At 54.6% G+C, this 26249-nt stretch carries 30 protein-coding genes; 14 read left to right on the forward strand and 16 right to left on the reverse strand.

The features are described 5' to 3' along the window. The first annotated feature begins 81 nt into the window (after window positions 1–81). Both SJY29_RS14825 and SJY29_RS14830 read left to right on the forward strand, forming a co-directional pair. On the forward strand, window positions 82–1554 hold the full coding sequence (locus SJY29_RS14825) for a DUF5906 domain-containing protein (RefSeq protein ID WP_400084257.1): 1473 nt from the start codon (window positions 82–84) through the stop codon (window positions 1552–1554). Further along, complete coding sequence (locus SJY29_RS14830; RefSeq protein ID WP_400084260.1) at window positions 1535–1987, forward strand: hypothetical protein; 453 nt, start codon at window positions 1535–1537, stop codon at window positions 1985–1987. Before SJY29_RS14825 ends, SJY29_RS14830 begins: the two co-directional genes overlap by 20 nt. A gap of 275 nt (window positions 1988–2262) precedes the next feature. Here SJY29_RS14830 and SJY29_RS14835 read toward each other — a convergent pair whose 3' ends face one another. The 3 genes from SJY29_RS14835 to SJY29_RS14845 all read right to left on the reverse strand — a co-directional run bounded on the left by SJY29_RS14835 (window position 2263) and on the right by SJY29_RS14845 (window position 4213). Further along, window positions 2263–2406 carry a recombinase family protein gene (locus SJY29_RS14835; protein WP_400084263.1) on the reverse strand — a complete coding sequence of 48 codons (144 nt, stop codon included), beginning with the start codon at window positions 2404–2406 and terminating at the stop codon, window positions 2263–2265. 348 nt (window positions 2407–2754) lie between these two features. Continuing rightward, entirely contained in the window at window positions 2755–3513 is a 759-nt protein-coding gene (locus SJY29_RS14840) for a hypothetical protein (RefSeq protein WP_400084265.1), read from the reverse strand. 52 nt (window positions 3514–3565) lie between these two features. Then, window positions 3566–4213, reverse strand: coding sequence for a hypothetical protein (locus SJY29_RS14845; RefSeq protein WP_400084268.1), 648 nt, complete (start codon window positions 4211–4213; stop codon window positions 3566–3568). A 215-nt stretch (window positions 4214–4428) separates the two neighbouring features. Here SJY29_RS14845 and SJY29_RS14850 point away from each other — a divergent pair, with 215 nt between their 5' ends. After that, on the forward strand, window positions 4429–4551 hold the full coding sequence (locus SJY29_RS14850; RefSeq protein ID WP_400084271.1) for a hypothetical protein: 123 nt from the start codon (window positions 4429–4431) through the stop codon (window positions 4549–4551). Window positions 4552–4751: 200 nt separating this feature from the next. Here SJY29_RS14850 and SJY29_RS14855 read toward each other — a convergent pair whose 3' ends face one another. Beyond that, on the reverse strand, window positions 4752–5732 hold the full coding sequence (locus SJY29_RS14855) for a hypothetical protein (protein WP_400084274.1): 981 nt from the start codon (window positions 5730–5732) through the stop codon (window positions 4752–4754). A 642-nt stretch (window positions 5733–6374) separates the two neighbouring features. Here SJY29_RS14855 and SJY29_RS14860 point away from each other — a divergent pair. The 3 genes from SJY29_RS14860 (at window position 6375) to SJY29_RS14870 (ending at window position 8093) form a co-directional block, all read left to right on the forward strand. Beyond that, window positions 6375–6590, forward strand: coding sequence for a hypothetical protein (locus tag SJY29_RS14860; RefSeq protein WP_110280726.1), 216 nt, complete (start codon window positions 6375–6377; stop codon window positions 6588–6590). A 79-nt stretch (window positions 6591–6669) separates the two neighbouring features. Beyond that, complete coding sequence (locus SJY29_RS14865) at window positions 6670–7914, forward strand: tyrosine-type recombinase/integrase (RefSeq protein ID WP_400084277.1); 1245 nt, start codon at window positions 6670–6672, stop codon at window positions 7912–7914. Further along, on the forward strand, window positions 7911–8093 hold the full coding sequence (locus SJY29_RS14870) for a hypothetical protein (protein WP_400084279.1): 183 nt from the start codon (window positions 7911–7913) through the stop codon (window positions 8091–8093). The genes SJY29_RS14865 and SJY29_RS14870 overlap by 4 nt, the downstream gene beginning before the upstream one ends. Window positions 8094–8303: 210 nt before the next feature. On the opposite strand, the gene SJY29_RS14875 is transcribed toward SJY29_RS14870, so the two are convergent. Genes SJY29_RS14875 through SJY29_RS14885 form a run of 3 tightly spaced genes read right to left on the reverse strand, consistent with a single transcriptional unit; the run spans window position 8304 to window position 12827 of the window. Further along, window positions 8304–10325, reverse strand: coding sequence for a tripartite tricarboxylate transporter permease (locus SJY29_RS14875; RefSeq protein WP_400084281.1), 2022 nt, complete (start codon window positions 10323–10325; stop codon window positions 8304–8306). A gap of 16 nt (window positions 10326–10341) precedes the next feature. Further along, window positions 10342–11319: a tripartite tricarboxylate transporter substrate-binding protein gene (locus tag SJY29_RS14880; protein ID WP_400084283.1), complete on the reverse strand. Its 978-nt coding sequence runs from the start codon at window positions 11317–11319 to the stop codon at window positions 10342–10344. 44 nt (window positions 11320–11363) lie between these two features. Continuing rightward, window positions 11364–12827 (reverse strand): AMP-binding protein, encoded by a 1464-nt coding sequence (locus SJY29_RS14885; RefSeq protein ID WP_400084286.1) that lies wholly within the window; start codon window positions 12825–12827, stop codon window positions 11364–11366. A 78-nt stretch (window positions 12828–12905) separates the two neighbouring features. Between SJY29_RS14885 and SJY29_RS14890 the strand changes: the two genes are divergently transcribed. After that, window positions 12906–14357 carry an AMP-binding protein gene (locus SJY29_RS14890; RefSeq protein WP_400084289.1) on the forward strand — a complete coding sequence of 484 codons (1452 nt, stop codon included), beginning with the start codon at window positions 12906–12908 and terminating at the stop codon, window positions 14355–14357. 64 nt (window positions 14358–14421) lie between these two features. Here the strand turns inward: SJY29_RS14890 and SJY29_RS14895 are convergent, their stop codons facing one another. The 4 genes from SJY29_RS14895 to SJY29_RS14910 all read right to left on the reverse strand — a co-directional run bounded on the left by SJY29_RS14895 (window position 14422) and on the right by SJY29_RS14910 (window position 17202). Then, on the reverse strand, window positions 14422–15012 hold the full coding sequence (locus SJY29_RS14895; protein WP_400084292.1) for an outer membrane protein: 591 nt from the start codon (window positions 15010–15012) through the stop codon (window positions 14422–14424). A gap of 95 nt (window positions 15013–15107) precedes the next feature. After that, a complete protein-coding gene (locus SJY29_RS14900; protein WP_400084295.1) occupies window positions 15108–16184 on the reverse strand; it encodes a class I adenylate-forming enzyme family protein in 1077 nt (358 codons plus the stop codon). After that, complete coding sequence (locus SJY29_RS14905) at window positions 16150–16605, reverse strand: AMP-binding protein (RefSeq protein ID WP_400084298.1); 456 nt, start codon at window positions 16603–16605, stop codon at window positions 16150–16152. The genes SJY29_RS14900 and SJY29_RS14905 overlap by 35 nt, the downstream gene beginning before the upstream one ends. A 360-nt stretch (window positions 16606–16965) precedes the next feature. Further along, window positions 16966–17202, reverse strand: a complete 237-nt coding sequence (locus SJY29_RS14910; RefSeq protein ID WP_400084300.1) for a hypothetical protein — start codon at window positions 17200–17202, stop codon at window positions 16966–16968. 88 nt (window positions 17203–17290) lie between these two features. Between SJY29_RS14910 and SJY29_RS14915 the strand changes: the two genes are divergently transcribed. From SJY29_RS14915 to SJY29_RS14925, 3 genes are read left to right on the forward strand one after another with little or no spacing between them, the layout of a single operon-like run. After that, window positions 17291–17995 (forward strand): ABC transporter permease, encoded by a 705-nt coding sequence (locus SJY29_RS14915; protein WP_400084303.1) that lies wholly within the window; start codon window positions 17291–17293, stop codon window positions 17993–17995. A gap of 5 nt (window positions 17996–18000) precedes the next feature. Beyond that, window positions 18001–18696 carry an ABC transporter ATP-binding protein gene (locus tag SJY29_RS14920; protein WP_400088945.1) on the forward strand — a complete coding sequence of 232 codons (696 nt, stop codon included), beginning with the start codon at window positions 18001–18003 and terminating at the stop codon, window positions 18694–18696. Continuing rightward, entirely contained in the window at window positions 18693–19496 is an 804-nt protein-coding gene (locus tag SJY29_RS14925; protein WP_400084306.1) for a substrate-binding domain-containing protein, read from the forward strand. The genes SJY29_RS14920 and SJY29_RS14925 overlap by 4 nt, the downstream gene beginning before the upstream one ends. Here SJY29_RS14925 and SJY29_RS14930 read toward each other — a convergent pair whose 3' ends face one another. From SJY29_RS14930 to SJY29_RS14950, 5 genes are read right to left on the reverse strand one after another with little or no spacing between them, the layout of a single operon-like run. Then, the gene (locus SJY29_RS14930) at window positions 19497–19988 is read right to left on the reverse strand and encodes a DUF6505 family protein (protein ID WP_110280901.1); all 492 of its coding nucleotides are present in this window, start codon (window positions 19986–19988) and stop codon (window positions 19497–19499) included. Then, window positions 19985–20686 (reverse strand): biotin/lipoate--protein ligase family protein, encoded by a 702-nt coding sequence (locus tag SJY29_RS14935; protein ID WP_400084309.1) that lies wholly within the window; start codon window positions 20684–20686, stop codon window positions 19985–19987. The genes SJY29_RS14930 and SJY29_RS14935 overlap by 4 nt, the downstream gene beginning before the upstream one ends. Further along, window positions 20683–21750 (reverse strand): Mrp/NBP35 family ATP-binding protein, encoded by a 1068-nt coding sequence (locus SJY29_RS14940; RefSeq protein ID WP_400084312.1) that lies wholly within the window; start codon window positions 21748–21750, stop codon window positions 20683–20685. The genes SJY29_RS14935 and SJY29_RS14940 overlap by 4 nt, the downstream gene beginning before the upstream one ends. 1 nt (window position 21751) lies before the next feature. After that, entirely contained in the window at window positions 21752–21946 is a 195-nt protein-coding gene (locus SJY29_RS14945) for a DUF6494 family protein (protein WP_110280898.1), read from the reverse strand. A 34-nt stretch (window positions 21947–21980) separates the two neighbouring features. Next, window positions 21981–23930 carry a 4Fe-4S binding protein gene (locus tag SJY29_RS14950; protein WP_400088946.1) on the reverse strand — a complete coding sequence of 650 codons (1950 nt, stop codon included), beginning with the start codon at window positions 23928–23930 and terminating at the stop codon, window positions 21981–21983. A 301-nt stretch (window positions 23931–24231) separates the two neighbouring features. Between SJY29_RS14950 and SJY29_RS14955 the strand changes: the two genes are divergently transcribed. Genes SJY29_RS14955 through SJY29_RS14970 form a run of 4 tightly spaced genes read left to right on the forward strand, consistent with a single transcriptional unit; the run spans window position 24232 to window position 26228 of the window. Beyond that, window positions 24232–24798, forward strand: coding sequence for a DUF3305 domain-containing protein (locus tag SJY29_RS14955; protein ID WP_400084314.1), 567 nt, complete (start codon window positions 24232–24234; stop codon window positions 24796–24798). A 5-nt stretch (window positions 24799–24803) separates the two neighbouring features. After that, window positions 24804–25373: a DUF3306 domain-containing protein gene (locus SJY29_RS14960; protein ID WP_400088948.1), complete on the forward strand. Its 570-nt coding sequence runs from the start codon at window positions 24804–24806 to the stop codon at window positions 25371–25373. Next, the gene (locus SJY29_RS14965; RefSeq protein ID WP_400084317.1) at window positions 25370–25978 is read left to right on the forward strand and encodes a molecular chaperone; all 609 of its coding nucleotides are present in this window, start codon (window positions 25370–25372) and stop codon (window positions 25976–25978) included. Before SJY29_RS14960 ends, SJY29_RS14965 begins: the two co-directional genes overlap by 4 nt. Before the next feature lie 58 nt (window positions 25979–26036). Further along, window positions 26037–26228, forward strand: coding sequence for a twin-arginine translocation pathway signal protein (locus SJY29_RS14970; RefSeq protein WP_400084319.1), 192 nt, complete (start codon window positions 26037–26039; stop codon window positions 26226–26228). Window positions 26229–26249: the final 21 nt, after the last annotated feature.

Raw genomic sequence — 26249 nt, forward strand, 5'->3', positions numbered from 1 at the left:
ATCACGGGACGGCGCAGCACCATGTCAGGCGATGACTTCCAACCAGACCCACCTGATCACCTTCTACGGTGGCATGAGAACTTGGCCGAGCATGTCGAGGTGTTCCCGCCCCAACCCCAGCCGGGTGAGGCATCCTTCGATACACTGGAAAACATCCTCAAGACCATTGCACAGTGGTATGTGCGCAAAGATGGCAAATACTACGATGTGGAAGAACCGGGACCCGTGTTCTCGCGCGGTGATGTCGAGCGGATCATTGTGCAAAGGCTCAAGGGCGAGTTCCCTGGACAGGACCTGTCAGAAGACGTTGTAAGGCAACTTTTGCAGGTCGCCATCGGAGACATCTTTGTCGATCCACGCCGGTCCATCCCGATCTGGTCGGGCCTACGACAGTCCATGCCCGGCAACCCCAACAGGCTGTCCTTCAAGCGTATGGCAGCAACGATCAACACGTGGCGCGAACCTTCCTATCGGCGACTTGAGGGGGTGACAGCTGATTGGGGACCCTTTGCGGAGTTCATGCAGGTAACGTTCACTCGCGAAGATGAGCGTCGGATGCTCACAGACTGGCTCGCTTGGTGCTTGCAGAATGAGGACGACAAGCCAGGCTGGGCCCCGTTCTTGTTCTCAGCCGAGAAAGGCTCAGGCAAGAGTACCTTTGCAAAGGTCGCTGGCTTGCTCTTTGGCGATCAGAACACGGCCACCGAGAATAACATCAACAAGCTGGTGTCGCGCTTTAACGCCCCCGTGCTGGAAAAGAAGCTGGTGATCTGTGAGGAGCTCTACTTGCCCCCAGGGTCCGACAAGGCCAATGCGGTCAAGACCTTCATCACAGAAAAAGAGGCGGTGGTAGAGCACAAGTTCCAAGCGGTGCAGCAGGTCCAGCAAGTCTGTTGCTTTGTCTTCATCACCAACCACAAACCGGTCTGGCTAGAGCAGGGCGATCGTCGCTTCTACGTCGTGCATGTCGATCACGATGGGCACCGCTTTGGCCCCAATGGTGGCAAGTACGCCAGCCAAGTCGCGGCACTCTTCGCCTACTTTGAGGACCCAAGGCACGTGGCCGCCCTCTACAAGGCCCTAAAGGCACACAAGGTGGCAGAGGACTTTAACCCCCACTCACTGGAGGTCATTCAGAAAGCGACCGCCGTCATGCGAGAAATCCAGGAAAGCGCCATCGACATTACCCGCAAGGCCGTGGCCGAGTTCTTCGATGAGCATGAGTGTGTGGCCGTCAACATGAAGGGTGCCGACTTTATGGTCGAGCAAAGGCTGGCGACGAAGAAAACCGTCCTAAAGCATGTGTTGGCCGACCTTGGGTGGGTCAGCAAGAACGCCAAGTGGGGCGGCAAGGACTACAAGCGGATGATCTGGTTAAAGCCAGGATACACCCTTAAAGGCAGCGTGATCTCTGGACCAGACACTTGGGAGCTCGACACAGAAGTTGTCGACAACTCAAAAGGCGAACTGGGAAACGGCTTTTACGTCAAGGACCAAGGCGAGCCGACTGACCCAACCCTCAAGGATGATCTCGATGCAGAAATTGACTTCTGAGCGCGACAGGATTTGGGCTCGCCATGAGGTCTACCTGCGCGAACGGATGAAGGTCGAGATTAGCGATCGGCAGTATCTTTGGTGGGACTGGGTGTTCACGACCCATATGGAAAGCGCCGTCGCAAAGTATCTCACGCTGATCTTCCAATTGGCCAGCCGTGACAGTCACGGGTGCCTTTGGTTCGGCGACCACGCCCGCGCCAACATCAAGTTCCAGAAGAAGACGCTCACGGCCTACCGCTTTGCCTACGGGATCGCGACTGTCGTCCCACTTAGTCAGACGCAATTGATGCGCCACGAGTGCAACAACCCCTTTTGCGTCAACCCGCGCCACCTGCTGACCGGCGACCAGAAGGACAACTTCCGCGACCATCTCGCAACCCAAGCCTATGGCACACGCTGGGAGCTCCTACGCGGGTGGGACTCTATGTAGAGAGTTTAGCAATCCACCCACCCCACCTTTCCACCCTCGGTCAGGACAAACAAATTATCGGCCGCCGAATATTGCCATAACGGACCTTCGTTCTTCCTGCAGCGAACGGCGGGTTCGAGCCCAAAGTGACGGATGCTGCGTGACGCATCAATGTCGGCTTCTTTGTCATGTGGTCAAAAAAGCGACAAAACTAACGTGAGTCCTGCCAAGGGTTTGTGGCACAGGTTTTTCTAGCGATTCCAACAACCGCCCGTTCAGTGACAAAAACGACCGTTTTAGGCCGCGCAGCCCTCAGCCCCGTTTTCTGCCGTTAGAATATTCCGAACCGTGGTCGCGTACCACTTTCCGCCCCGTGCGGTTTTGATTCCGCGTGCGTTCAGCTCCGCCGCGATCTGGGGGGGCGATTGCAGGAGGGGCATAATCGTACGATAGCGAGATTTTTTCGTAATATGTCAAACACTTAAATGGACCGACTTAGTGGCATCTTTGTGGGAATAGCCGACCGGAAAAATCATTTCATTTCAATGACTAACTTTCTTTGCGCTACTATTATACCCCTCCCGTAACAGCCCCCCTCATGCTCCAAATTCGCACCCGGACGCTTGATGGGACGCTTCGAGGCAAATCCAAACAGTGGTATCCGGGAATGAAAGCCGACGCTGAAATCAAAAGTGCGGTGTGATTGCCCCACACTTTAAGGTGCTCTCCTACTTTTTTAGGCCTCGTGTAGACGGCCGCTGATGAATCAAGTTCCAGCGACCGCCTTATCAAAACTCATCTTCCAACTTTTCTGCTAGAGACTGACAAATCTCTAGTTCCTCTCCGTTTTCAACAATCCAGTTTAGAAGCTCATCACGCACGCTTTCGCTAATCGCATCATTCTGGTATAAAAATTCGATCATATTGATGGTCAAATTGCCGCTGTCCAAGCACGGATCACCCATTACTTCAACAAAAGTATCTTCTTCAAAGAATAGCTCTGCTTCTGGCCCCTCTTCCATTGTTGAAATGATGGCGTCAGCATTACTGCGTAAATCTGAGAAAGCGACGAGCCACCAGATTGTGTCGTCATTGAGAGAACGGAACATCCAAGACAACTGCACTAATACTTCTTTGCCAACCTTGTGAGAGCGGAGAGTTGCTAACAACGCTTGACCAGCAGTTGGAGCAAGCGATACCTCCTCAAAAGCAAATACTTCATCAGAACTTATGGAGTATTGATTGAACACTTTCTGCAAAACGCGCAGTGTATCTGTCAACTCTTTTGGCTGCGTAATACTATCCGGAGAGTACAGGTCTACGACCCTTTCAGGGACAGCTCTCTTCACACAAGTATCAAACACCAACGTGCGGAGAAGCTCGTGATCATACGGGCAACCCAGCAGCCTATCTGTTCCGAGATCAAGTTCGTCAAGAACATGAGACAAAGCTCGAGCGGAGCTAGTGATGCCACTATCTAAACCTTCAAAAAGACTAAGGGTATTTATCAGGCCATCGGGCAGTAACTCTCCGTCATCGGGGATCATAATAGTGTCTCGATCTGACGTAGGGACACGATTTCTTATCAGGTTTCTCATTTTATGCTCCGCCCGTTTTGTCACCGGAGCCAGGAAAAAGCTGTGCTATTTCGGCAATGTTCTGATGGTGAACCCGCTTCATCAGCAGGTGTAAATCATCAGTTGTTTGAATGGGCCGAGCACAGCCTCCTTTTGCGTCAGGGCGGGTTAGCAGGTCAAAAAACTCTGCCGCCTCCACTACTCTTTGAACTCTTTGACGGATACGGTTGCCTGTCCTAAAGCCAGAAACTTCATCAAAGGAAGCATCACTAACAATGGCGTCGGCTATGTCTGTAATGCTTGGTGTATATTGTAGAATACTTTTTTCATATCCTGAAATTGCTAATGACATATCCGGAATATGCCTAGATTCTTTCCAAACCAGTTCAATAATTTGGCGGCCATCCGAACTCATCAGAAGCTTTTTTGCTGAGCGATACTTCTTTTCATTTACGTTCGCCGAGTACTGTTCTTTCCAACCCTCGAAATAGTTATCAAGTAGAAGTAGGTAGTTTTTTTCCAATCGAAGGCGTATTGAGGCGCCAACTAAAGCCGCTATGGTTTCTTTCTCGTCTCGTTGACTAGGCGTCTCCGCCTTTATCACGCGATCTTTTATCGAACTTTTTGAAGTGTCCTTTTCGTTTTCGACACCCTCGACATCTCTATTCATTTTTCAACCTTTCGGCACGACACCCCTTAAAAATAGTCATCCTAAGAGAAAAAGCGACTCCACAAAATGTTGAGCATATTTTTTTGCTGGTTTTCTTTGGTCTGTTTCCACATTCAAAATGGCCGATGATTAAGTATAACTTTCTGATTCTATTAAATTTTTCACCTAACAACTGTTGGAAAAAGCATTAGCTGTAAACTCGAAAGGAGATGCCAATGAGAAAGATCTTCCGCGACAAAGAGCTTCGTGATCGAGCACAGTTTATCATTGCATTGCTATCGATGCTGGCAACGTTCGGTGGGTTAGCTGTTGCCATTGCAACCCTTCTTGGAAGTTAGATGACGAGCGCAACAGCCTTGGAGAATGAACCTATAGTATAGATCCGTCGGATCCCACGTCACTTGTACGATCTGCAACTATATGAGGTCGAGTCAGGCTGGGGGCGGAATCGTATCATAAGCGGCCGTTCGCGCAGATCGCGGCGAATGATACTGAAGATCCCAAGTTGACCAGTGCTTTGCGATGCGGCGAACGGCATTTATCGACGCGCTTGACGCTTCTTTAGGTCTGCCTTTCGTTGTTCAATATGAACTGAAGATCTTCCATCAGCAACGAATGCGCTGAGACGCCGGTCGGACCGTTCGTTGGCCGCTCCGATTAGACCTAGAACGGTGTGAACTGTTGCTGCTCCTGGTACCAGATCGAGAGCTACGTCCTGTGCCATGTCTACAATGGTCTCTTTAATGCCGTCGGCTCCAACCGCCGCAGAAAGAGCTCCCGATGCAAATTCTGAAACCCGCTCATCTAACTCTTCAAGAATCTCTTCGACGGGTTGGTTATGTAGGTTGCTAGTTTGCTGGTTTGCCCAATTTCTAAAATCTGAAAGGAAGTTGCTTTCTCGCATAGGATCGATCACGGGATGATAAGGTCCTGAGGCCCCAGTGATATCGTACATGCTCACGACGTTCAGGGCGTTTTCGGCGAGTTCAAGTTGCTCGAATAGAGTTCTTGCTTGCAAGTATTCAAGCCCTTCCGGAAAAAGGAACTGATGTGTAAAATTGTTCATCGCTAGGTCAAATTCTAACTCTTCGCATTTATCAATTAATTCAAGGTCTCTGAGCAGGTTTTCAGGTGTTGGATTCCCTGAGTAGCTGTGATTATCGACTCCGTTGCTAACGCCGTAGTATCCTTCAATGAACCCACCGTACCCTTTTGTATCCAAGTCATTAATGTTTGGAAATTCGCTACCCGCGCCCCAGTCAATTCGCGGCATCTTTTCCACTAGCTTCGTTAGCTCAGGTTTTTCTTTACTGAGAATCCGGCAGTAGGGTAGCTGGCGCATGCTTGAGGGGCAAAGCCACTCTTCCGCGAACCAAATCTCGTCGTAGAGAAGCATTAAACCCATACTTCCCACGACAACCGGATTTGCTTGCTTTGGCCTCCCCTGATCATCTTTTACGGCGGGAGATTGATAATCATATCCAATCGGTGTGGAATATCCAACAAGTGCTCGACGCATAGCATTTCCGAGTTCTGAAGTAGCTTGAGCTGTAAGATTAGTTGATATCCAAGTAATTGATAGCCCAACTCTTTCGTTTTTAGGGTTATCGAAAGGCTCCGCTGGATAAAGCGGTCACACGACGCATATATGGCCGCACCTGTTCGAAAGCGGACATTGTGGGAAAGAAGTGAAAGGGCAGCTTTGTCCCGCATAGCAGACTTCGGCACCAAGCGCTCGGAATGGCTGCTTTGAGTTGGCACACAGTACGCGCTGGGAGGTTCCGCGTGGGTGGCACTCTATGTAGGTGATTTTGCAATCCACCCACCCCACCTTTCCACCCTTAGCGGCAAGACAGGTCCACAAAGCCCATAAAAACTGAGGAAATCCCCGCATCTATACAAAAGAAACCCTTCATGGAGATGTATAGATGTTTACACCCTTTTTGCTGCTTCTGGCGGCGGGGGTCGGCTTCCGGCTGGCCCTATCCTGGATACTGAGGACGAGGTTTGGCCTCGATCTAGCGATCCCCCAAGCCCTTGCCGGGGCACTGCTGGTATTGGCCTGTTTGCCAAGCTGGCTCCAACCCATTCCTTTGCCCATTCCGCTTGGTGTGGCCCTTGGGGTGGTCCTTCCTGACCTTCTGCTGACGCGGAGGTCGCTATGACGGACTGGCACCTTAAAGAAGACGACGTTGTTGTCCTGCGTCCCCTCGATGACATTCCCGAGCACCTTTTCCAGGTGTGGGAAGTCTTTGACGACTGCATCACCGGCTACTCGCTGACGGGACCTCTCGAGGGTGTCTACGGTGAACCGGGGCTGGAGCTGATCCTGCGGGTCCACTCGCGCAGCACCGGAGGCGATCAGGGAAGGGGTTAAACCCAGCCCCCTGTTGATTCCGTTCACAAAAACTCAATCCAACACACAAACCGGGGCTTTTGCCCCGCTAGGAGACGCTATGTCCACACAGATAAAGTATGCCTACAGACGGCATAACACATGGATCTACCGCCGCACTTACCCAGTCCAGTTGCAGGAAATCTTGGGATCGTCGCTCAAGCGGTCCCTGCATACCGCCGATGCCAAGGTTGCTGCCAAGCGGGTGGTAGAACTCAACACCACCTTCGATGCGATCGTTCAGGAAGCGGAGGCACAGATCGCTAACCCTGAGCATTTGACTGCACCTGCGCACATCGCCATTGCCGTTCCCCGTTACCAGCGGGCTCGGCTCTTGGGGGAGGAACAGGTGCAGGAGGTTGCTGCCGTCTACTTGGCAGAGGTCTCCAATCGCCTGCGCCCGGGCAGCTACAAGTCAGTCCGCTTTGCCTTGGACCTGCTGACCTCACATCTTGGGGAGCACAAGCTGGGGGACCTCAACGGCACGCTGGGTAAGGAGGTCTTGGGGTATGTTGCGCGGCTGTCTCCCAACATCAGGAAGTACAGTGATGCACAGGGGGCCTCTCTGGCAGAACTGGCTGCTCTGTCGGAGGAGCATGAGGGCGTATCCCTGACAGCCCAAACCCAGCGGCGTATCTGGCGACAGTTGCAGCAGTTCCTGGACTGGTGTGTTCGGGCGGGGCACTTGGAGACAAATCCTTGGGATGGCTTGCAGGTAAAGGAAAGGCCAGAGGTCAGGTCACACAGAGTCCTGACTGACGCTCAGGTCTCTCTCCTTCTCAATGCAAATGACAGGGTGCTTCACAGCGCCCTTCTTTTTTGTCTGCTCACAGGGATGCGGTCGGGGGAAGCGTGTGGGCTCCTGGCGGAGGATATCTCCACCAAGGGCAACCTCGGGCGGTTCGTGCAGATCATGCCCAATCACCTGCGGCCACTCAAGTCCAAGGCGGCAGAGCGGGTGGTTCCTCTGCATCCCGTGCTTGAGCAACTGTTGGACCAAAGACTGCCATCCACGGGGCGGCTCTTTCCATCCCTGACGGTGGATCGGGTGGTCAAGCGCTATGCCTACCTCAGGTCCGTGCATCGAGAGCTCCACAGCACCGTGTTCCACTCCACCCGTAAGTGGTTCATCACACAGTGTGAACGCACCGGTGTCCCTGAGCACTTCACCGCCAGTCTTGTGGGCCATCAGTCAGCACGGTCCGAGAACAAACTGACCTATGGGCTCTACTCGGCAGGCATCAGTGACACCCAAAAGCGGGAAATCATTGATCAGATCAGGCTGCCTCAGGAGGTGCTGCTATGACCTCCACCCGTATCCCTGACATCGAAGCCTTCGAGGAGCGGGCTGCCATCGCGGAATACGATGGGGGGCTGACACGGCTGCAAGCCGAAGCGCTCGCGGCTCAGGAGCAAGGCTTTACCTCGGCTGGGGCGTACTGGCGGTGGCTCGCTGAGTACGTGAGCAAAAGAGGGCTTGGCTAGACGGCAAAAAACAACCCCCGTCCGGCTTCCCATTGCGGGCAGTCGGGCGGGGGTCTGCGCTAGGTATTTTTTTGTAGGAAGGAGAACGAGCGCCAGTGCGGACATTGATCCAAATCACAGCGTCCAACTGCTTAGAGCGGTCATCTTGATGACTGGTATTTGGGAACCGAACAGTAAGAGGCTCCAGAGCGATGTGATCTACTTCTTAAATTAGACTTCATAACCAATCCCATTCAAGTGAAGCGACAGTTGATGACCAACTTCCTGCAAGCTCGAATTGATTACACTTAGAATTTTGAATGCCAAAGGAGTTGGCCAGCTTTGCTGCGCCACCAGATCAAAAATCAAGTAGGATACGGCCGTGATGCCCAGCGCCCAGAAGACAGGAGACCAACTTCGTTTTTTGGCATGCTGAGTGGAAAGGATTATCAGAATAAATATCATTGGTCCTACCAAGTGCCCGAACCCCAGCAAGAGGACTGCGAGTAGCACGACCGTCATTATGAACTTGGCAGCCGCCCCGCTGATGAACTCATAAATAGTCGGAGCGTTCTCTTGGATCGGTTCACTCTTTTTGCGGTTCATCCAGAGACTGAACATCGAAAGAAAACCCAACGATAGAGCAAAGCAACAGACAATAAGTGGTAAGATCCTTGCAGCATTAGGGAGTGGCAATGCGGCTACTGCGAGAGTAGCGACAAAGACCATGACAGATACAATCAGCCATCCATCGCGAAAATCTGCCTCGGCAGAGCCGTCTATTGCCATCGTCGTTCGCTCTTTGGGCACCCGTAATCGACGCAGCAAGCCGGCGGCGATGATCGCAAAGACAATCAAGACGAAGGGCTGGCTCAACCAGTTCCAGCCCGAGATTTGGTAGGTCAGCACAAAGTATCTTTCAAGACTTGGCCCCAGGACAAAACCCAGCGCGAAAGCAGGCCGCGACCAGCCAGATTTTCGAAACGCTATGCCAAGCAACCCGAAGACCAGCAGTACCATTAGATCGTGCGGTACCTTGTTGGTGCTGAAAGCACCAAGACCGATAAACACTAGACTGACAGGCACGATCAGCGTTGCTGGAATGCTAGCGATCTTGGCAAGCTGCGGTGTCAGGCCCATACAAATTACAGCCCCGATCATGTTGGCAACAGCGACTGCAAGAACCATAGAGACCAAGAGGGGTGCATCATCTCCAAGCATGTTGGGTCCAGCTGTGATGCCATGAATGGCAAACGCGCCAAGCAAAATCGCCATAGGGGCAGATCCAGGGATTCCAAATGCAAGCGTCGGTAGAAGTGCGCCACCCTCTTTTGCATTGTTGGCGCTTTCGGGTCCAATCACACCGCGAATGTTGCCTTTTCCAAAGGCGGGACCAGGCCCGGGATGACGTGCCGCATTGCCATAAGCGATCCACTCAATCACCGTAACGCCAATGCCTGGCACTGCCCCCAGAAGTGTACCCATCGCGCTGGATTTCAGCACCAAACGCCAATGGCGCAGCGCATCGTACATGCCCCTGCGTAGTCCGCCTGGGTCGCTCATATTCGCAGACTGTTGGATTTGTCCGCGTCCAGACAACGCCGCAAGTTCGGACAAACCAAACAAGCCAAGAAATACAATCGCAGTGGGGACGCCACCCCAAAAATAAAGGCTTCCCATGGTCCAACGTTCAGCGCCTTCATATGGGTCAAGTCCAATGAGCGAGACGAGCACACCCAAGAGCGCTGCCAGCACACCGCGGATCTTGCTTTCACCGGACAGAAGGGCAACCAGCGTGAGACCAAAAATCGTAATGGCCAACAGATCACCGTAGTTCAGTAAGAGTACCAAGGGGCGCATCATGGGAAGCGACAGCGCAAGTACAAGCGCCCCGAACACACCCCCAATCAACGACGCCATATAGGCAGCACCCAAGGCTTGTGCCGCATGGCCCTGCTTTGCCATTTCATGCCCGTCAAGGACAGTCGCCGCCGAACCGACCGTTCCGGGAACGCCCAGTAACACCGCAGGTATTGTATCCGATGTCGTTGTGACCGCGGACATTCCCAGCAAGAGCGCAAGCGCTGAAATAGGATCTAGTGTGTAGGTCAAAGGGATCAGCAGTGTGAGCCCAAATATGCCGCCAAGCCCCGGGATTACCCCAATCACAAGGCCTAAAACGACCCCCAGTAATAGCATCCCGAGGCGTAGCGGCTCTGCAAGTTCAGACAGAGCTTCAATTAACACACCCATAATCGGATGTTCCTATCTACTGAACAAGCGTCCGTGCGAGCTCTTTCACGTCGTCAGGTGCAGACAGGAATCCATCAATGATCGCCTCAACGGTGGCACCATCCGTGATATTGATGAATGCTCTCCTGTCTTCATTCGCCGCGACAAAGTCCGGATCAGTTGCAAGTGCCGAGAATGCAGCGCGCAATGCATCGACGGCCTCTTCGGTTGTATTGGGCCCGGCTATGACAGGATGATGGACGCTGCCCGACGCAAATACCAATTCCAATGCGGCACGCGTTTCTGCGTCAGGGGCAAAATCAAGCGCGAAATCAATCCCATCCATTTCGCCTTTTGGTTCAAGGGCGATTTCCGCAATCACATTGAGCCGTTCAAGAGCATCACCGCGCACCAGCGTGTTCAAGCCAATTCCACAGCGGACATCAACGTCGCCGCGCTCCATCGCAAGATCGATTTCATTGCCACCTTTAAAGCCGACAACAATCTCAAATTGACCATTCAATGCCGTCTTTATCGCAGAAGGAAAAGTATAGGTTGTGCTGCCACGTCCTGTCGCCCCAACCTTTGCATCAGAAGAGTCCAGAAGTTGCTGCAACGTCTCAATCCCGGAGGATTTATGCGCGACACAGTAGGATGCCGCATTGGAAAGGCTCGCGATGTAATGCACTTTTTGCGGATCAAAGTCCGTTGACTCTGGATCAAAGATTGGTGACAGCGCCAAAGCAGAACTGATCGTCGCGATGCTGGTTCCATCCGTTGCGTCTTCAAACATCATGGTCTTTGCAAGTGTCAGGCTGCCCGCACCAGGCGCATTCTCGACGATGATACCCGTACCTTCTGCCAGATACGCAGGCAGAAATTCTGCCACTAGGCGCGCGTTGATGTCATAAGAGCCGCCAGCAGAGTACCCTACCCGAAACGAAACGGTTTCATCTGCAGCAGCGGCACCTGCAGTAACTGCCAAAGCCGTAACCATCGCAAGAACGATCTTCATTTAAACTAATTCCCTTACATTTTTAGTCTTCGCGTGCATCATGCTTACGGCGCGTCACTGGCGTCAAGGAACAAATCCCGGAGAGCTTGCCGATCCACTTTGCCTGCATCATTTACCGGTATTCTGTCGACAAGGCCAATCTGCAAGACATACGACTGACCAAGAATGCTGTGCATGAATTGGGCGAATTCCTGAATGTTGAAGTCTTCGCGGGCCTCAACGGCAATGCCCACATTGTCAGTACCCATCTTGGCAGGCACACCAAAGGCAACGATCGTCGCATTTGGATCGCATCGAGCCGCTATGCTTTCAAACCAGCTGGGCGAGCGCTTTGCACCACCAATATTCAATAGCTCTGACACACGCCCTGTCAGGCAAAGCGTATTATCAGACAGCATCTGGCCCAAATCGCCCGTCTTGACCCACCCATCTGCATCGCAGAGGGGCTCGCATGATGGATAATCGAGAACCTGTATCTCTCGCGGTACATTCACCACAATTTCACCGCCCACGCTTGGATCTATCTGGCTCCCGTCTGCGGCCAAAAACTTGATCTTCATGTCGTCATAGATATTGCCGACAACACCTGGTGTCTGGGCCAACTCGGCTACGCGGAACTTCGAAATTGACCCGGTTTCGCCACTTCCATAGCTGTTGTAGACAGGGCACCCAAAAAGACTCTCAGCCTCTATCGCTGCTTGAGGCGAAAGTGACCCGCCACCCACAGTCACTTGCTGCAGAGTCTTAGGGAGTTGATCGGTGGTGCGTGCGGCTTCAATTAGCTGTTTGAAATTGTAAGGTGACAAGAAGGCATCTGTTGCGGCGTGCCTTTGAAGTAATCGAAGGTTCTCGGTCTGGTCACGGCGGGGCTGAATGATCGGCACTCCGTTCAAGATTGCCCGACTGGCCTGATTGAAGCCCGGCGATGAAGACGGCCTGTACCCTATCAACGATGGACCACTTTGCGTGCCGCGATGGTCATTCGCTCGCAGCAACCTTGCAAGCAGAACATCCTCGTTCAAGAGGCGCAACTTTGGAGTACCCGTGGTGCCAGAGGTGGACTTGATCATGTGCCCACTGCCATTTATCGGGAATTCGCAGCCGGGTAATTTGATCCACGTTCTATCGATATAGATATCACGATCAATCTGTGCGCTGGATGTCTCCTGCTGCTCGCTGATCGACCACTGCGCATCAATCCCCAGTGAATTCTCCAGGTAAGACCGCGTTCCTTCGATCAGATGCGCCCCGATGCGCAAGAGTGCCAATCGCAATATAAAACCCGCGGTTGGGTCTGCAACATTGACTGCGACAACCTGCTTGGGGCGAACACCATGAGCGGTCGCATTCTCTGCAAAGGCCATAATCATGGAAAGCAGGCTCTTGAACAGGATCGCTTCGCCCGTAACATCATAAATGGCGACGCGATCTGCGTGAGCCAAACAGCTGTTTTCAATGCTTTTGGACAGACCTGGCTGCAATTGATCATTTTCTCCTAGGTCACGCATGCTATGGGTAGAATGTAGGCTTGCTCGCCCGTTGAAGGCAACGGACAACGGCCAATAAACGTTGGGAGACCGCCAAAGATGAGCATCATTTCCGCTTTTGCGAAGGTAGCAGCTGAACAGCCACAGACCATCGCAATGATCACCGAACGCAGTCAGTTGACCTATCAGGACATTCTGGACCTCGTGCACCTGATAGATATGGAGCTTGCGACCCGTGGCGTGCGACCGGAGCAAACACTTGTTCTGGACACGGCCCGGGGTGAATTCACGATGGCCTTCACTCTGCTCCTGAGTCTGCGCGGCTATCGGGTTGCCTTTACATCGGTCAAACAAGCACAGCTTGGCGGTCTCGCATTCGATCGGGCCATCGTCACCGAAGCGACCGATCTCATCGATCAATCGAAGCAAATCGTTATTGAAAACAGCTGGTTTCGTACTCTGGGAACGCTGGCAACACCCGATTATTCGACCCATACGATGGTAGACGGTGGCGGCATATTCATTACACAGACATCCGGTTCCACAGGTATGCCAAAATATGTGATCGGCGGTGAGGCCGAACGGCTAAAAACAGTCAATGTCAGTGCCGGTTTCGTCAATCTCTCTATGAAGGGTCGACGCTTTACGACGACATTGGCGCCGAACACAGGTTGGGCAGTCAGCGCAGCCCTGTCTGTGCTGCTTTCAGGGGGAAGTGTCGTCCTGGTCGCAAGCGATCGTGAGAAGATCTTGTCCTTTATCGACCTCTATCGCGTTGACGCGTTGGCAACAACTCCGGCGATCTTATCGCAAATGCTGAAGTTGCCTGATGCAAAGCACTTCATTGCCTCACTTCGGGATATCCGTATTGGCGGCGCACTTGCGGTAGAGCAACTCATCCAACAAGTTGCAGAGCTGAGCGATGCAACTCTTCACATCGGCTATGGTGCTTCTGAGATCGGTATGATGCTCGGGTATCGTCACAACCCAGAAAACCACCGGCCTTCGGGGTATTTGGGCCATCCAGTGCGTGATGATCTCGAGATTGGGTTTTACGATGATACAGGGCGCTTGATGCCGGACGCGGATGAGGGTTTGGTTGGATTTCGCTTCACTGACCCCCGCATGCAGCGTCAGTATTTGAATGAGAACGACAATGATGTTGCGGGGCTAAAGCAAGGAGTCTTCTTTCCAGGCGACGTTCTAAAACGCACTGCGGACGGTTATCAATACGTGGATCGCCTGAAGAATATCGTCAACTTTGGTGGCAACAAATACTCAATCGAGCGGGTAACGGAATACCTGTCTGAACAGTTTAAAGGCGCGCAATTTGTTGCGTTTGTCGATCGCAACGAACATGGGCTTGAACAGCTTTTACTGGTCCAAAGTGGCGGCGAAACCATTGATCGCCATGAAGCAGAGGCCACCCTGAAACCATCCTTCGCCGGAGTTTCAATTGCGGCAGTGAAGTCTGTAGAGAGCTTTCCTGTTAATCCGCAAACTGGCAAAGTCGCCGCTGAAAGCCTTCGCAAGCTGTTTAGCGAAGACTGATAGCACAAAAAAATAGAGGCTTGTCGCAAGACCAGCCTCTATCAATTTTCTATATCCAGGCCGCTTAGAACCGCATACCCACACGCAACGAAGCGGTGTCGATTTCATTTGAAGGGACATACTGTCCAACTTCGTCTGTATACCGCATGAAACGACGGGTTACATCTGCGCCTACAAAATATCTATCGGCAATGACATAATCCAAGCCGAGACCAACATGTGCACCGCTGGCGATTTCGTTCCCGTCCCAGTAGCCAAAGTCCGTCTCGACACCAACAAAACTTACGCCAGCCTTGCCGTATACGAAAACATCGCCAAAAACCTTGCCAGCCCGACCACTGATATCAATAAGATTATTGAAGGTGTAATCATATGCAGAAGGTTCAATTGTGATGTCTGATCCCACATAGGCGAGCTCAACACCAAGCACCATATCGCCAACGGACAGGTTATATCCGGTAAACAGACCGGCAGATCCGCCTTCAAAGTTGTAATCGGCAAACTCCAAACCGTAATCACCGCCGATGTCAGCATAAGAAATGCCGCCATAAAAGCCGTCAAGTGATTGTGCCTGTGCGCCGGACGCTGCTATGCCTCCTGCAACCGCAGTGGCACCGCCTACAAGCACCATATCTAAAACTTTTGACTTGGCCATTTGGTTTCCAGACTTTCGCTTTTATAGTTTTCAAGGCCAACATAGCGGATTTTCGCTCACTTCTCAACACAAATATGTGAGGCTGGCTATTACGGTCACATCTTCAATTCTTGGCGTGTACGTCTTCGACTCTCCACAATTTCTGCGCAAGCGCGTCGATCTGCTTTGCCATTTGCATTCCGCGGCAAAGTTTCAGCAAACAAGAAACGCTCAGGCACTGCAGCAACCCCGCCTAGTCTCATTAAGGCAATGCGGGCATTCGAAAGCACTTCGTCGGTCGCATAACCAGGATAGAGTTTCAAAAAGCATCGCAGACTGTCAGGTCTGTCACGTTCCGGCATGACAAAGCAGATTGCGTCAGCAATTCCCGGAACTGACAGAAGAACAAAATCCATACTGGCGGCATTCAGCTTGACGCCACCGAGATTGAACTGATCGTTGATCCGACCGACAACCTCAAAATTGCCATCGTCAAGCCATCGCGCCAGATCGCCCGGATAAAACCATCCTTGTCGAAAGGCATCGGCGTTTGCCGTCGGTGTATCGAGATAACCATCAGCCAGATAATCGTTCCGCAAGCGCACACGTCCGATTTGACCGGTCTCGACGGGATTATCTTCGGCATCAACAAGTTCTAGCGCCCCTCCGCGCAGTTTCGTTGTCTTCACAACCGTGCCATCAGGGTCGAGCGTGTGAATTACTGACAGGCAGTTGAACCCTTCCGTGGATCCATAGCCATTCGTTACCATTTCGAATGAATTCAACAGATGTCTGATCATCAGCTTATCGCCAGTTGCTCCGGACAAATGGACCCGAGGCAACTTTTGCGAAAGCACGCGATCCGCCATGATTGCCCGAAGCTGCGCGGTTGAGCCAAAGACAAAATCAACTTTGCGACGTTCCCAGACACCCGGGTCACGACTGGCCACAATTTCTGCTCCATGTACCAATGCAGCGATATAGCGCGACAAGAGAGCTGGTGCGCTGGACGGGAACAATCCGCTGACCTTCATATCGGGGCGGGGAAAGTAGGCAATATTCTCTGCGGTCCGCCGGCTGATAGTCCGATAGCTAAGTGCGACCAGTTTGGGCGTGCCGGTGGTGCCCGATGTTTTCGAAAGCATCAAAATGTCGTTTTCAGATTGGCAACCAGGAAAAGCGCGGAGGTTCATTCACATTGGTCCCAGCAGGTGGGCGCGCCCAGCTTGCATCGACCAGCACCGCCCTGTCGTGCCGTTTGGCTGGGTCGGGCTCGGTATCTAGAAGAAGGTCAACTTTGGCTTTGGACATTAGAGTAGGCGACGGATCAACGAACACCCATCGGGCACCTAGGAGTGCAACGGAGAAAATACTTGATAACACCGCCACAGGATCATCAGATTTGAACGCCACCGTCTTTCCGGGCGATATGCCATGCCGTCGCATGTGGCTGGCCATTGATATGACGATTGAAGCAAATTGGGCACAGGTAAGGCTTTCGCCTTCTGTATCGTAGCTGAAAGCAATAGAGTTTGGGCGCTCGGCTGCCTTTTCCAGGAATACAGCTCCGACATTGTGACCTTGCCCTTTATCCATAATGATAGTCTCACGCATTCCCCGTTGTACGAACACACATCCAAAGGAAGCTATCCGAAGTCAATAAGGCTGTGAGAAACGGCAACGCTCGGAACGAGCGCCTCGGCGATACATCAAGCGCGTCTTGGCGAGGAATAGTTGGCGCCGATGTTTCTCTGCAAGCATCTTCCCGCTAAGCAGACTATCATGTCTTTCGCCGTGAAAGCCTTTTTCTAAGTACTGCTACTCGCAGCCAGACACTATTTTCATAAACTGAAGCCTAGATAGGGACCACTTCTGGGACCATTCTCGATGAATTATCATGACGTAAGTATCTATTATTACATGGATATCCAAGATGATAGTTGCCTCTCCTGGGCACCAAAATCCCTAAAAGCGTTATGGCATTCGCCGGTCGAGCATGTTGCCGCTTGTGTGCGCGATTTTTTCAGCAGACCATTCGTCATCCTGCACAAAAGAAGACACCACCAGATGATCGGTCATGCGTTCCCAATCATCGGAAACCGGCCTTTTGCGGCTCTTCGGGTGCACCACGTCTATCAACACATACAGATGTAAGGCCCAAAACACCGCGAGCTTGGCCAGAGGCGTTGCGTCGCTTGCGCGTCTTGGCATCCCAGAGCCAGACCTGATTGAGACTTGTCTTTTCTGCCCGAAAGCCGGACGTTGGCGGCCCCGGCAATAGCGCGAGTGCAATGCTTCCATGGTTGATATTCTTGATGGTCTCATCGCGGCATTCTGGCTGGTCGTCACCTTTGACGCCGAGCTGTGGGAAATCAGCCTGCGCTCGCTCCGCGTAACGTTGACCGCGCTGGTGATTGCCTCTGTCATTGCGATCCCGCTGGGCACTTTCCTTGCGGTACAGCGTTTCCGCTATCGCCGGTTCGTTATCTCGATGATCAACGCTTTGATGGGTCTGCCGCCTGTCGTTGTCGGCCTTTTTGTCTATATACTTCTGTCGCGGTCCGGCCCCTTTGGTGTGCTGGACCTGCTCTTTACGCCTACTGCGATGATCATCGCGCAGGTCATTATCATCACGCCGGTCATTGCCTCGATCGCGCATCAATCCATGCGCGAGCTCTGGGCCGAATATCATGACCTTCTGATATCGCTCAACACATCGAAAAGGCAGCGGATCATGACGCTGATCTGGGATGGGCGGCGTAATCTGCTAACCGCCGCGCTTGCCGGGTTCGGGCGTGCCATTGGCGAGGTGGGGGCGATCATGATCGTCGGCGGCAACATCGACAATGTCACCCGGGTGCTGACTACGGCAATTGCACTGGAAACGGGCAAGGGTGACTTCGCCTTGGCGCTTGGTCTTGGCTTTGTCCTGATTGGCCTTGCAATCTTTGTGAACCTTGCGATCCACACCCTGTCGCAAACCGAACGGGAGGGCCGCTGGTGACACAGATGTTTCCCCTGACCCTGAACAAGGTACTGGTGCGCCGCCGTGGCAAGGTTGTGATCGGCCCGACGGACCTTGTGCTTGATGCAGGGGGACCGACAATCATCATCGGGCCAAATGGGGCCGGAAAAACAACCCTGCTGCGCGTGATGCACGGGATTGAGCGCGTCACAAGCGGCACGGTGACCTGGCACCACGATGATCCCGCGCAGCACGCCTTTGTCTTTCAATCGCCTATCGTCTTGCGGCGGTCCGCGGCAGAGAATCTGGCCTATCCACTTCGGCTCTTGGGGCGTCCAAAGGCCGAGATCGCGCAAGCCGTGGACCATTGGCTCGACCGGATCGGGCTGACCGAGCGCGCAGGTAACCCCGCGACACGCCTGTCCGGCGGCGAGCGGCAAAAACTTGCCATTGCCCGCGCCCTGATCCGCAAACCGCAGGTGCTGTTTCTGGATGAGCCTTGCGCCAACCTTGACGGCCATACCACACGCGAGATTGAGGCGCTTTTGCAGGAGACATCTGCCGCCGGAACCCGCCTTGTGATGTCCACCCATGACATGGGGCAGGCCCGCCGGCTGGCACAGGATCTGATATTCATGTTGCATGGCAAGGTACATGATGTCAGCCAAGCAGAGGTTGCATTTGCGCGCCCGCAAACCGAAGAACTGGCTGCGTTTTTGAGGGGAGATATTGTGACATGATCAAGGGAATTCTAGCCGGTATCATGGCCATCTGGGCGACAACATCTGTTGCCGAAGACATGCGGATGGCGGTGACGACATCCTTTGATAGTTCGGGCCTTGCCGAGGTGCTGTTGCCTGCGATCAAGGAAGACCTTGATATTGATCTGCAACTGCTTGTCGTCGGCACAGGTCAGGCGTTGCGACTGGGCGAGGCGGGTGATGTCGATGCGGTTCTGGTCCATTCACGTCCCGCGGAAGAGGCGTTTGTTGCCGCGGGCCACGGCACGCATCGCCGTGAAATCATGTATAACGATTTCGTCCTGATCGGCCCTGCGTCGGACCCTGCCGATATCGCCAATGCCGCAAGCGCTGCTGATGCGCTCCAACGGATCGCGGCTGCCGAGGCGCCTTTCGTCAGCCGTGGTGACGACAGCGGTACCCATAAGGCCGAGCTTGGCGTTTGGGCGACAGCAGGTCTTGACGCAGCAGGTTTTGACGGCTGGTATCGCCCTGTCGGTGCTGGCATGGGCCAAGCGCTGAACACAGCGGCAGGAATGGAGGCTTATCTGCTTTCAGACCGTGCCAGTTGGCTGAACTTTGCCAATAAGGCCGATCTGGCGCTGCTCTATTCCGGCGATCCGGTGCTGTTCAACCAATACGCCTATCTGCCCGTCGATCCCTCCAAGAACGCAAATGTCCGCAACGATCTGGCGATGGCGCTTGAAACCTGGCTGGTCAGCCCGCGTGCGGCGGCATTGATCAACGATTACACGATCAACGGCGAAACGCTTTTTGTGTTTAACGCCAAGGCTGAGTGATCAGTGCGTGTGCGGCTCGTCCAGCGAGCCGTGCACGGCAAATTGCGTCAGGTCGGCGTCTTGGGGCGCAATCACGCGGTAGCTTTCCCGTACACCTGCGTCGGTCAATTCCCGCGCAACAGTCAGCAGGGTATTGGCGTCGTGATCCGCGCAAAGATCGGCCATTTGCGCGATCTCTTCCAAGGCCACAGCGTGCGCCGCTTCCAGCGAGGGCGCGCCATAGATATCAACGAAATGCTGGGCGAGCAGGCCTGCGATGGCGTCCTTTTCCTGCGGCTCGATCTGGGTGACCGCGACAAAACTGACCCGCCCGAAGGTTTCACACCCCATCCAGCCGTTGGAAAAGGCCTGTTTCGCCTTGCCCATCAGATCGGCCTCGCTCCAGTTGGAAAATTCAAAGCCGCCTGAAATGCACCATTCACCCGTGCGCGCGGGATTATGGAACACGCGGCTGTCGCTTTCGTCAAAATGGATCGCGCGGGCAAGTTTCATGCGGGCCTCGTCAGGGTTTCAGTCAGTGGGACCAGTTCGATCTTGTCCCCGATTTTGAGCAAAAGGCCAAGATCTTCGTCCAGTCCGGTATAGGTGCCCGTTCTGCCTTTGACCGTGACTTCGCCCTCTAATGCATGCGCAAGGCCGATCCATTCGCGGTGCAGCGTTGCCGTGCCGCTGTCGGTCCATGTGTTGATGCCGACCAGAGTATGGCGCACCCACGACTCCAGCAACGTGATCGCATCCACCTCGGCGCAGCCTTCGGCGTAGAGTGCTGTTTCATCGGGGATCAGGCCGGTGTCTTCGCTGGGCGGCCAAAGCGCCAGTTCCAGCGCGATGACCAACCAATCGGGTTCATCCTCTGGCTGGCCGGGGGCCGCCATTTTCAATGCGCCGCAGCGCCCGCCATTGACATAGATTGGACCATCCCAACCAAGATGAACCGCCACCTCGGGCGGGGCCAAGGCGCCAAGCGCATTTTGAAACCCGACGCCGCAAATGGGCAGCATTACGGCCGCTTTACGCAGTGGCACATCAGGGGCAAAGACAATTGCCGCACGCAAAAGATCAGGCGCAAGGTCATAGATCACAAGACCTGCGTCACACCCGGCCTCAGCCGTGGCGCACGCACGCGCAAAAGGATCGCTGCCCGCCGCATCCTGCCCCGTAAAGAGCGGTGGAAACGACGGCTCGCTCATGCGTGGCCTTCGGCGATCAGGTCGCGGGCCACCTGCCGGAAGGCAGCCGCTTGGCTGCTGTCGGGCTTGGACACAACAATCGGTGCGCCGCCATCGGCCGCAAGGCGGATATCCATATGCAGCGGGATTTCCGCAAGCAGCGGAACGCCCAGCTTTTCCGCTTCTTTCGCCACACCGCCATGACCGAACATATGCTCCTCATGTCCGCAAGCGGAACAGATATGCGTGGACATGTTTTCGATCATCCCGATGATCGGCGTGCCCAACTGGTTGAACATATCAATGCCTTTGCGGGCGTCGAGCAAGGCAATATCCTGCGGCGTGGACACGATAATCGCGCCGTTCAGTTGCGATTTTTGCGCCAGCGTCATTTGTACATCACCGGTCCCGGGCGGCAGATCAACGATCAGCACATCCAGCGCGCCCCATTGCACCTGGGTCAGCATCTGCTGCAACGCACCCATCAGCATCGGGCCGCGCCAGACAACCGCCTGATCCTCGTTCGCCATCAGACCCAGCGACATCATGGTCACACCGTAATTGCGCATCGGCAGAATTGTCTTGCCGTCAGGCGACGCAGGCCGCCCAGAGACACCCAGCATCCGCGGCTGGCTGGGTCCATAGACATCGGCGTCCAACAGACCAACGCGCCGTCCTTCGGCAGCAAGCGCACAGGCTAGGTTGGCCGAAACAGTTGATTTCCCGACCCCGCCCTTGCCAGAGGCCACTGCGATAATCCGGTCCACACCGGGGATTTTCTCGGGCCCTGCAGGCGCGCCGCCACGCTGTGGTTTCAGATCAGGCGGTGCCGCAGGTGTGCTATGCGCCGTCATCACGACCGACACCGACGCCACGCCATCCAGCGCCTTGATCTGCGCTTCGGCGCTGTCTTTGATCGCCGTATAGGCCGTAGCATGGCTACCGCTGACCTCCATCACAAAGCGCACAGCGCCGTCTTGCACGGTCAGGGCTTTGACGATCCCCGCCTCTGCGATGGATGTGCCGCTGATGGGGTCTTCAATCGTCTTGAGGATCTCAAGAACGGCTTCACGTGTCAGCGCCACGTTACGACTGCCCTTCGATTTTGCCGGTCACGACATGTTCAAGATCAAGCCCGTCAACCGTCAGCACAACCTTGGCTTCAAAGCTACGCCCAGAGGTGTCACCGGCGTTGCGCATCGCCTCTTCGATCGCCTGTTGCGAGGTCACGCCGACCTGTTTGAGGAACTTGCGCATGGACATGTTAAAGTCTTCGCTCATTGGGTTTTCTCCTTATCAGTGATGGATCGCCGGATCAGTGATCCCTGCGCTTGGACAAATAGTCATCGGTCGTGCGCGGGCGGGGCCGTTCGCCAGATGCGAAGGGGTTATTCTCAGAATGATACTGCGCATTGATGCGGCAGTTGTCGCACATCTGGATCATGCGGATCGCGTTCGGGTTCTGGTACATCGCGTGATTGTTCGCCAGCTTTTCAGTGATCCGTTCCACGGTGGATTTCACGCCGAAGAGACTACCGCAGTCGATGCACGCGAAAGGTTCCTCCTCGTTCAGCACCGTTTGCGACAGGGCGGCGTCGGTCAGGTCCAGTTGCGGCTGCAAGGTGATCGCCTTTTCGGGGCAGACATTGGCGCAGAGGCCGCATTGCAGGCAGGCATCCTCCTGGAACCGGAGCTGCGGCAGATCACTGTTGTCGCCCAGCGCGCCAGAGGGGCAAAGCGAGGCACAGGCCAAGCACAATGTGCAAGCATCTGTATCAACGATCACCGCGCCATAAGGTGCGTTGGCGGGCAACGGCAATGTCGTAACATCGGGGTTGAGCGCCTTTGCCGATAGTCGCGCCACCTGCCTGCGCGATCCCAGCGGCAGGATCGGCGCCGCAATGGCGGGCGTTTTCGGCTGATCAAACAGGTGATCCGACAGCGCGTCGGGATCAGCGATATCAAGCAAAGCAACCTTGTCCGGCGAAATCGCATTCGCCAAATCCGCTTGCGGCACCAGCGCGTCGCGTTCGGTTTTTGGAGCAAGCAAAACATCAACACGGGCAAATCCGCTCGCCAAAGCGCCCACCATCTCGGCGTGACCAAACCCCGCCAAAGCATCCACCTGCAAAGGGATCACATTGGCGGGCAGGCCGCGCCCGTGTCGTGCCGCAAGGCTGATCATTTCGGCACCGTGGTCATCGTGTACCAGCAGCGTGGCGTTTTTGCCGCCCGCAGCGCGATAGGTACTGGCAAGGGTGTTGATGCGGCGAAATGTGAAATCGCCAGACGGCGCGTCATAGCTGATTGCCCCCGACGGACAGACCGCCGCACAGGCACCACACCCGGCGCAGATCATCGGATCAACGCTGACATGTTCACCTGCCGATGTGATCGCGCCGGTGGGACATAGGTTCAGACAATTGGAACAGGCCGGTTTCTCAGCGCGGGAATGGGCGCAAAGACTGGTTTCCAAGCGTACGTAGAAGGGTTTTTCAAACGTGCCGACCAACTGGCTGGCGGCAAACACCGCGTCCGCGACAGCAACAGGGCTTTTGGGATCAGCGCGCACATAGCCGTCACGTTTGTCGGGTGCGGGGAACAGGGGTGTGCCGCCTGTGAGATCAAGAATGATATCGCATTCCGACACCGCGCCGTCACGTGGCGCTGTCATCGCCGGGGTTCCACGCCCGCCTGTCATGCTTTGCTGGAACGCGCTGATGCGCACCTGAAAGCGGCCAAGCGTGCCGCTGGCCTGATGCAACGTGCCAACAACAGTGTCGTAGTTCTGGTTCGGCACTATTTCGGTGCCCGGCGCAAGGAGCACAGTGACCGCAAGCGTATCCGACAGCTTTTCAGCAGCGGCAAGTGCTATGTCGTTCGCACCCACGATCAGACAGGTGCCTTCTGACACTACATCAAAGGCCTTTTGTGCTGGAGGCGTCAAAGCCGCCTCAGCGATCAATGCAGCCATCTTTGGCGTCGTGTCCGCAGTATCATCGGTCCAGCCGGCACGGTCACGAATATCGACAAAGGCAGGTGCCTCTGCGTCGATCTCTTCTGAAACGGCAAGAAAACGATGCGCCTCTTGCTGGCAGGCGATCATCACGTCGCCTTGTCCGATTGCCTTGGCTGCAACCTCGATCTGGTCAGTGCAGAGGCTTGAGTAACACCCGCCACAGCTTTGGCCTGTGGCGGCCTGCAGGGCAGCGGCATCGACTGTTTGGGACCCAAGACAGTCACAAACCAACAGTGTTTTCGCCATCATCATCCCCGATTTTCATGAACGCAGATCGGAGGGTAGCTAGTCAGGAAATCGCAAGACAGTAAACCCAAATATCGGTTTGATTTACATGCAACCGGCTTTGCAGATGCAGCAATTCAAATAATCCTCGAGACAAAGTGGGAGCCTTTCACACGCAGAACCCTTGCAAATTTGGCGCCTGGCAAATGCTGCACTGCAGTATGTTAAGGGTGCGACATCTTTACATAAAAACAAGCTTTGCGTTTGCAAGTTTCTGCGGCAATCTGTCCGTGTACCAAGGCACACTAAACGAGGATTTCTTTTGAAATTCGAATACCCAGGTTCGCAGTCATTGCCGCTTGGCGTCGTCGTAAGACGCGCGCCGGGTGTTACGCGTTGGGCCAAGCACGCGTGGAAAGCCTCTGCTGTCCTGCCGGGTGCCGGGCCTGCGGATTGGAAAGTGCTGCGCAGCGATGGTGATGTGACCGAGTTCCATGCCGCAACGCTTCCGCTGACGCTCTATGTGTCTGACGTCGAGGCTTATGCCCACGAACTGCAGGCACGCGAACCTTCTGTTTATGTGGTGTTGCGCCCGGTGTCGGGGAACAAGGATATACCCTGGACTGTCGCGCTTGTTACTGCGTCCCCTTATGAGGCACAGGACTACTGCGATTCCGCCGAAGAGCAGGTCGAGAAAATTCCAATGCCGGATGGTCTCGGGGCGTGGATTACCGAATTTGTAGACAAGCACTACGAGGAAGAGGTGTTCGTGAAACGCCGCCGCGATAAGGCCCGCGTCGATCGAAGCCAGGACGGCATTGGTGATCCGCGTATCCGCCAGACGGCCGATGTCTATCGCGCGCCGCGCCGCAATGAGGTGCTGAATTGAGCGATATGCTGTCATCATGGTCCCGCCGCCGTGCCGCTGTCGCGGCCGAAGCCGAACAAGAGAAAAGCGCCGCGCAAGAGGCTGCTTTGGCGCAAGAGCAAGAGGCGCTGGCCGAGAAATCGGATGAAGAGATTTTGGAGACGCTCGGCCTTCCTGATCCTGACAGCCTTGCGATTGGCGATGATTTCAAGGCTTTCATGTCCAAGGCCGTGCCTGAACACATTCGCAAACGCGCGCTGCGCAAGCTATGGCGCAGCAATCCGGTTCTGGCCTGTGTTGACGGGCTGAACGATTATGATGACGATTATCTGGCGCAAAGCATCGGGCAAGATGCGCTAAAGACCACCTATCAGGTTGGTAAAGGGATGCTGGCGCATCTGTTGGAAATCGAGCGCCAGAAAGAGGCAGGTCCGGCCGTCGCAAAGGTGGAAGTCGAGGAGGACACCACCGAGAATGTCGCCGAGACAAGCGCGCCGACTGTTGATCTGCCCAAGGATGGTGCAGCGGTTGAGGAGGACCCTGCACCATTCACCCCCCGCCGTATGCAGTTTCAATTCGAGGATGATGTCGCATGAACGCCGCCGTCGAAATAGTCGATATCGCCGAGGAAGACCGTCTTCGCGCGGATCTCTATAACTATCTGGGCGTGATACTGGCGGGACCACCCGATCAATTGCTGCTGGATCAGACTGCGGGGCTTTCGGGCGATGATACCGCGTTGGGTCAAGCGATCAACGGTCTGGCGCGTGTGGCAAAGATCTCCAAGCCAAAGGCCGTGCGTTCGGAATTCAACGCGCTCTTCATCGGCCTTGGTCGGGGCGAGTTGCTGCCTTTTGCCAGCTACTACCTCACAGGGTTCCTGAACGAAAAGCCGCTGGCCAACTTGCGCAGGACAATGGCCGATTTCGGTATGACGCGTGCCGAAAACGTGTTTGAACCCGAAGACAACATCGCTTCCTTGATGGAAATGATGGCTGGCATGATCGTTGGCCGGTTTGGTCGTGTGGCGACACTGGCCGAACAACAAACGTTCTTTAACGCGCATATCGGCACATGGGCGTCGCATTATTTCAGCGACCTGCAAGGGGCCAAATCATCCATCCTTTATGCCTCTGTCGGTGCTGTCGGACAGGCATTCATGGACATCGAGAAAGAAGCGTTTCGCATGACGGCAGGCTGACGAGCTTGCGACATAACCGGTGGGGATGCCCGCCAAAGAAAGAAAGGGAGACATCCTTATGACCGAGAAAAAAGAGGGCACAAACCGCCGCGGATTTCTGAAATTGGCCGGCACAGCCGCGCCAGCCGCCGTTGCTGCCGTGGCCGCGGGGGGTGCGACGCAAGCCGCAGCACAGCCCGTCGATCTGTCATCGCAGACGATTCAGGATACCGATCACACGCGTGCGTATCTTGAAAGCACGCGGTTCTAAACATTCTTGGGCTCTTCGCGT

Source organism: Yoonia sp. R78084, from assembly GCF_044595625.1.
Classification (GTDB): Bacteria; Pseudomonadota; Alphaproteobacteria; order Rhodobacterales; family Rhodobacteraceae; genus Yoonia.

Coding starts and splice junctions, on each gene's coding strand:
- SJY29_RS14890 (WP_400084289.1), top strand. CDS start 12,906: ATGAGCATCATTTCCGCTTTTGCGAAGGTAGCAGCTGAACAGCCACAG.
- SJY29_RS14830 (WP_400084260.1), top strand. CDS start 1,535: ATGCAGAAATTGACTTCTGAGCGCGACAGGATTTGGGCTCGCCATGAG.
- SJY29_RS14965 (WP_400084317.1), top strand. CDS start 25,370: ATGAACGCCGCCGTCGAAATAGTCGATATCGCCGAGGAAGACCGTCTT.
- SJY29_RS14920 (WP_400088945.1), top strand. CDS start 18,001: ATGTTTCCCCTGACCCTGAACAAGGTACTGGTGCGCCGCCGTGGCAAG.
- SJY29_RS14860 (WP_110280726.1), top strand. CDS start 6,375: ATGACGGACTGGCACCTTAAAGAAGACGACGTTGTTGTCCTGCGTCCC.
- SJY29_RS14925 (WP_400084306.1), top strand. CDS start 18,693: ATGATCAAGGGAATTCTAGCCGGTATCATGGCCATCTGGGCGACAACA.
- SJY29_RS14850 (WP_400084271.1), top strand. CDS start 4,429: ATGAGAAAGATCTTCCGCGACAAAGAGCTTCGTGATCGAGCACAGTTT.
- SJY29_RS14835 (WP_400084263.1), bottom strand. CDS start 2,406: ATGCCCCTCCTGCAATCGCCCCCCCAGATCGCGGCGGAGCTGAACGCA.
- SJY29_RS14865 (WP_400084277.1), top strand. CDS start 6,670: ATGTCCACACAGATAAAGTATGCCTACAGACGGCATAACACATGGATC.
- SJY29_RS14905 (WP_400084298.1), bottom strand. CDS start 16,605: ATGCGTGAGACTATCATTATGGATAAAGGGCAAGGTCACAATGTCGGA.
- SJY29_RS14900 (WP_400084295.1), bottom strand. CDS start 16,184: ATGAACCTCCGCGCTTTTCCTGGTTGCCAATCTGAAAACGACATTTTG.
- SJY29_RS14885 (WP_400084286.1), bottom strand. CDS start 12,827: ATGCGTGACCTAGGAGAAAATGATCAATTGCAGCCAGGTCTGTCCAAA.
- SJY29_RS14970 (WP_400084319.1), top strand. CDS start 26,037: ATGACCGAGAAAAAAGAGGGCACAAACCGCCGCGGATTTCTGAAATTG.
- SJY29_RS14845 (WP_400084268.1), bottom strand. CDS start 4,213: ATGAATAGAGATGTCGAGGGTGTCGAAAACGAAAAGGACACTTCAAAA.
- SJY29_RS14960 (WP_400088948.1), top strand. CDS start 24,804: ATGCTGTCATCATGGTCCCGCCGCCGTGCCGCTGTCGCGGCCGAAGCC.
- SJY29_RS14915 (WP_400084303.1), top strand. CDS start 17,291: ATGGTTGATATTCTTGATGGTCTCATCGCGGCATTCTGGCTGGTCGTC.
- SJY29_RS14840 (WP_400084265.1), bottom strand. CDS start 3,513: ATGATCCCCGATGACGGAGAGTTACTGCCCGATGGCCTGATAAATACC.
- SJY29_RS14945 (WP_110280898.1), bottom strand. CDS start 21,946: ATGAGCGAAGACTTTAACATGTCCATGCGCAAGTTCCTCAAACAGGTC.
- SJY29_RS14875 (WP_400084281.1), bottom strand. CDS start 10,325: ATGGGTGTGTTAATTGAAGCTCTGTCTGAACTTGCAGAGCCGCTACGC.
- SJY29_RS14895 (WP_400084292.1), bottom strand. CDS start 15,012: ATGGCCAAGTCAAAAGTTTTAGATATGGTGCTTGTAGGCGGTGCCACT.
- SJY29_RS14880 (WP_400084283.1), bottom strand. CDS start 11,319: ATGAAGATCGTTCTTGCGATGGTTACGGCTTTGGCAGTTACTGCAGGT.
- SJY29_RS14935 (WP_400084309.1), bottom strand. CDS start 20,686: ATGAGCGAGCCGTCGTTTCCACCGCTCTTTACGGGGCAGGATGCGGCG.
- SJY29_RS14870 (WP_400084279.1), top strand. CDS start 7,911: ATGACCTCCACCCGTATCCCTGACATCGAAGCCTTCGAGGAGCGGGCT.
- SJY29_RS14930 (WP_110280901.1), bottom strand. CDS start 19,988: ATGAAACTTGCCCGCGCGATCCATTTTGACGAAAGCGACAGCCGCGTG.
- SJY29_RS14950 (WP_400088946.1), bottom strand. CDS start 23,930: ATGGCGAAAACACTGTTGGTTTGTGACTGTCTTGGGTCCCAAACAGTC.
- SJY29_RS14910 (WP_400084300.1), bottom strand. CDS start 17,202: ATGCCAAGACGCGCAAGCGACGCAACGCCTCTGGCCAAGCTCGCGGTG.
- SJY29_RS14855 (WP_400084274.1), bottom strand. CDS start 5,732: ATGCGTCGAGCACTTGTTGGATATTCCACACCGATTGGATATGATTAT.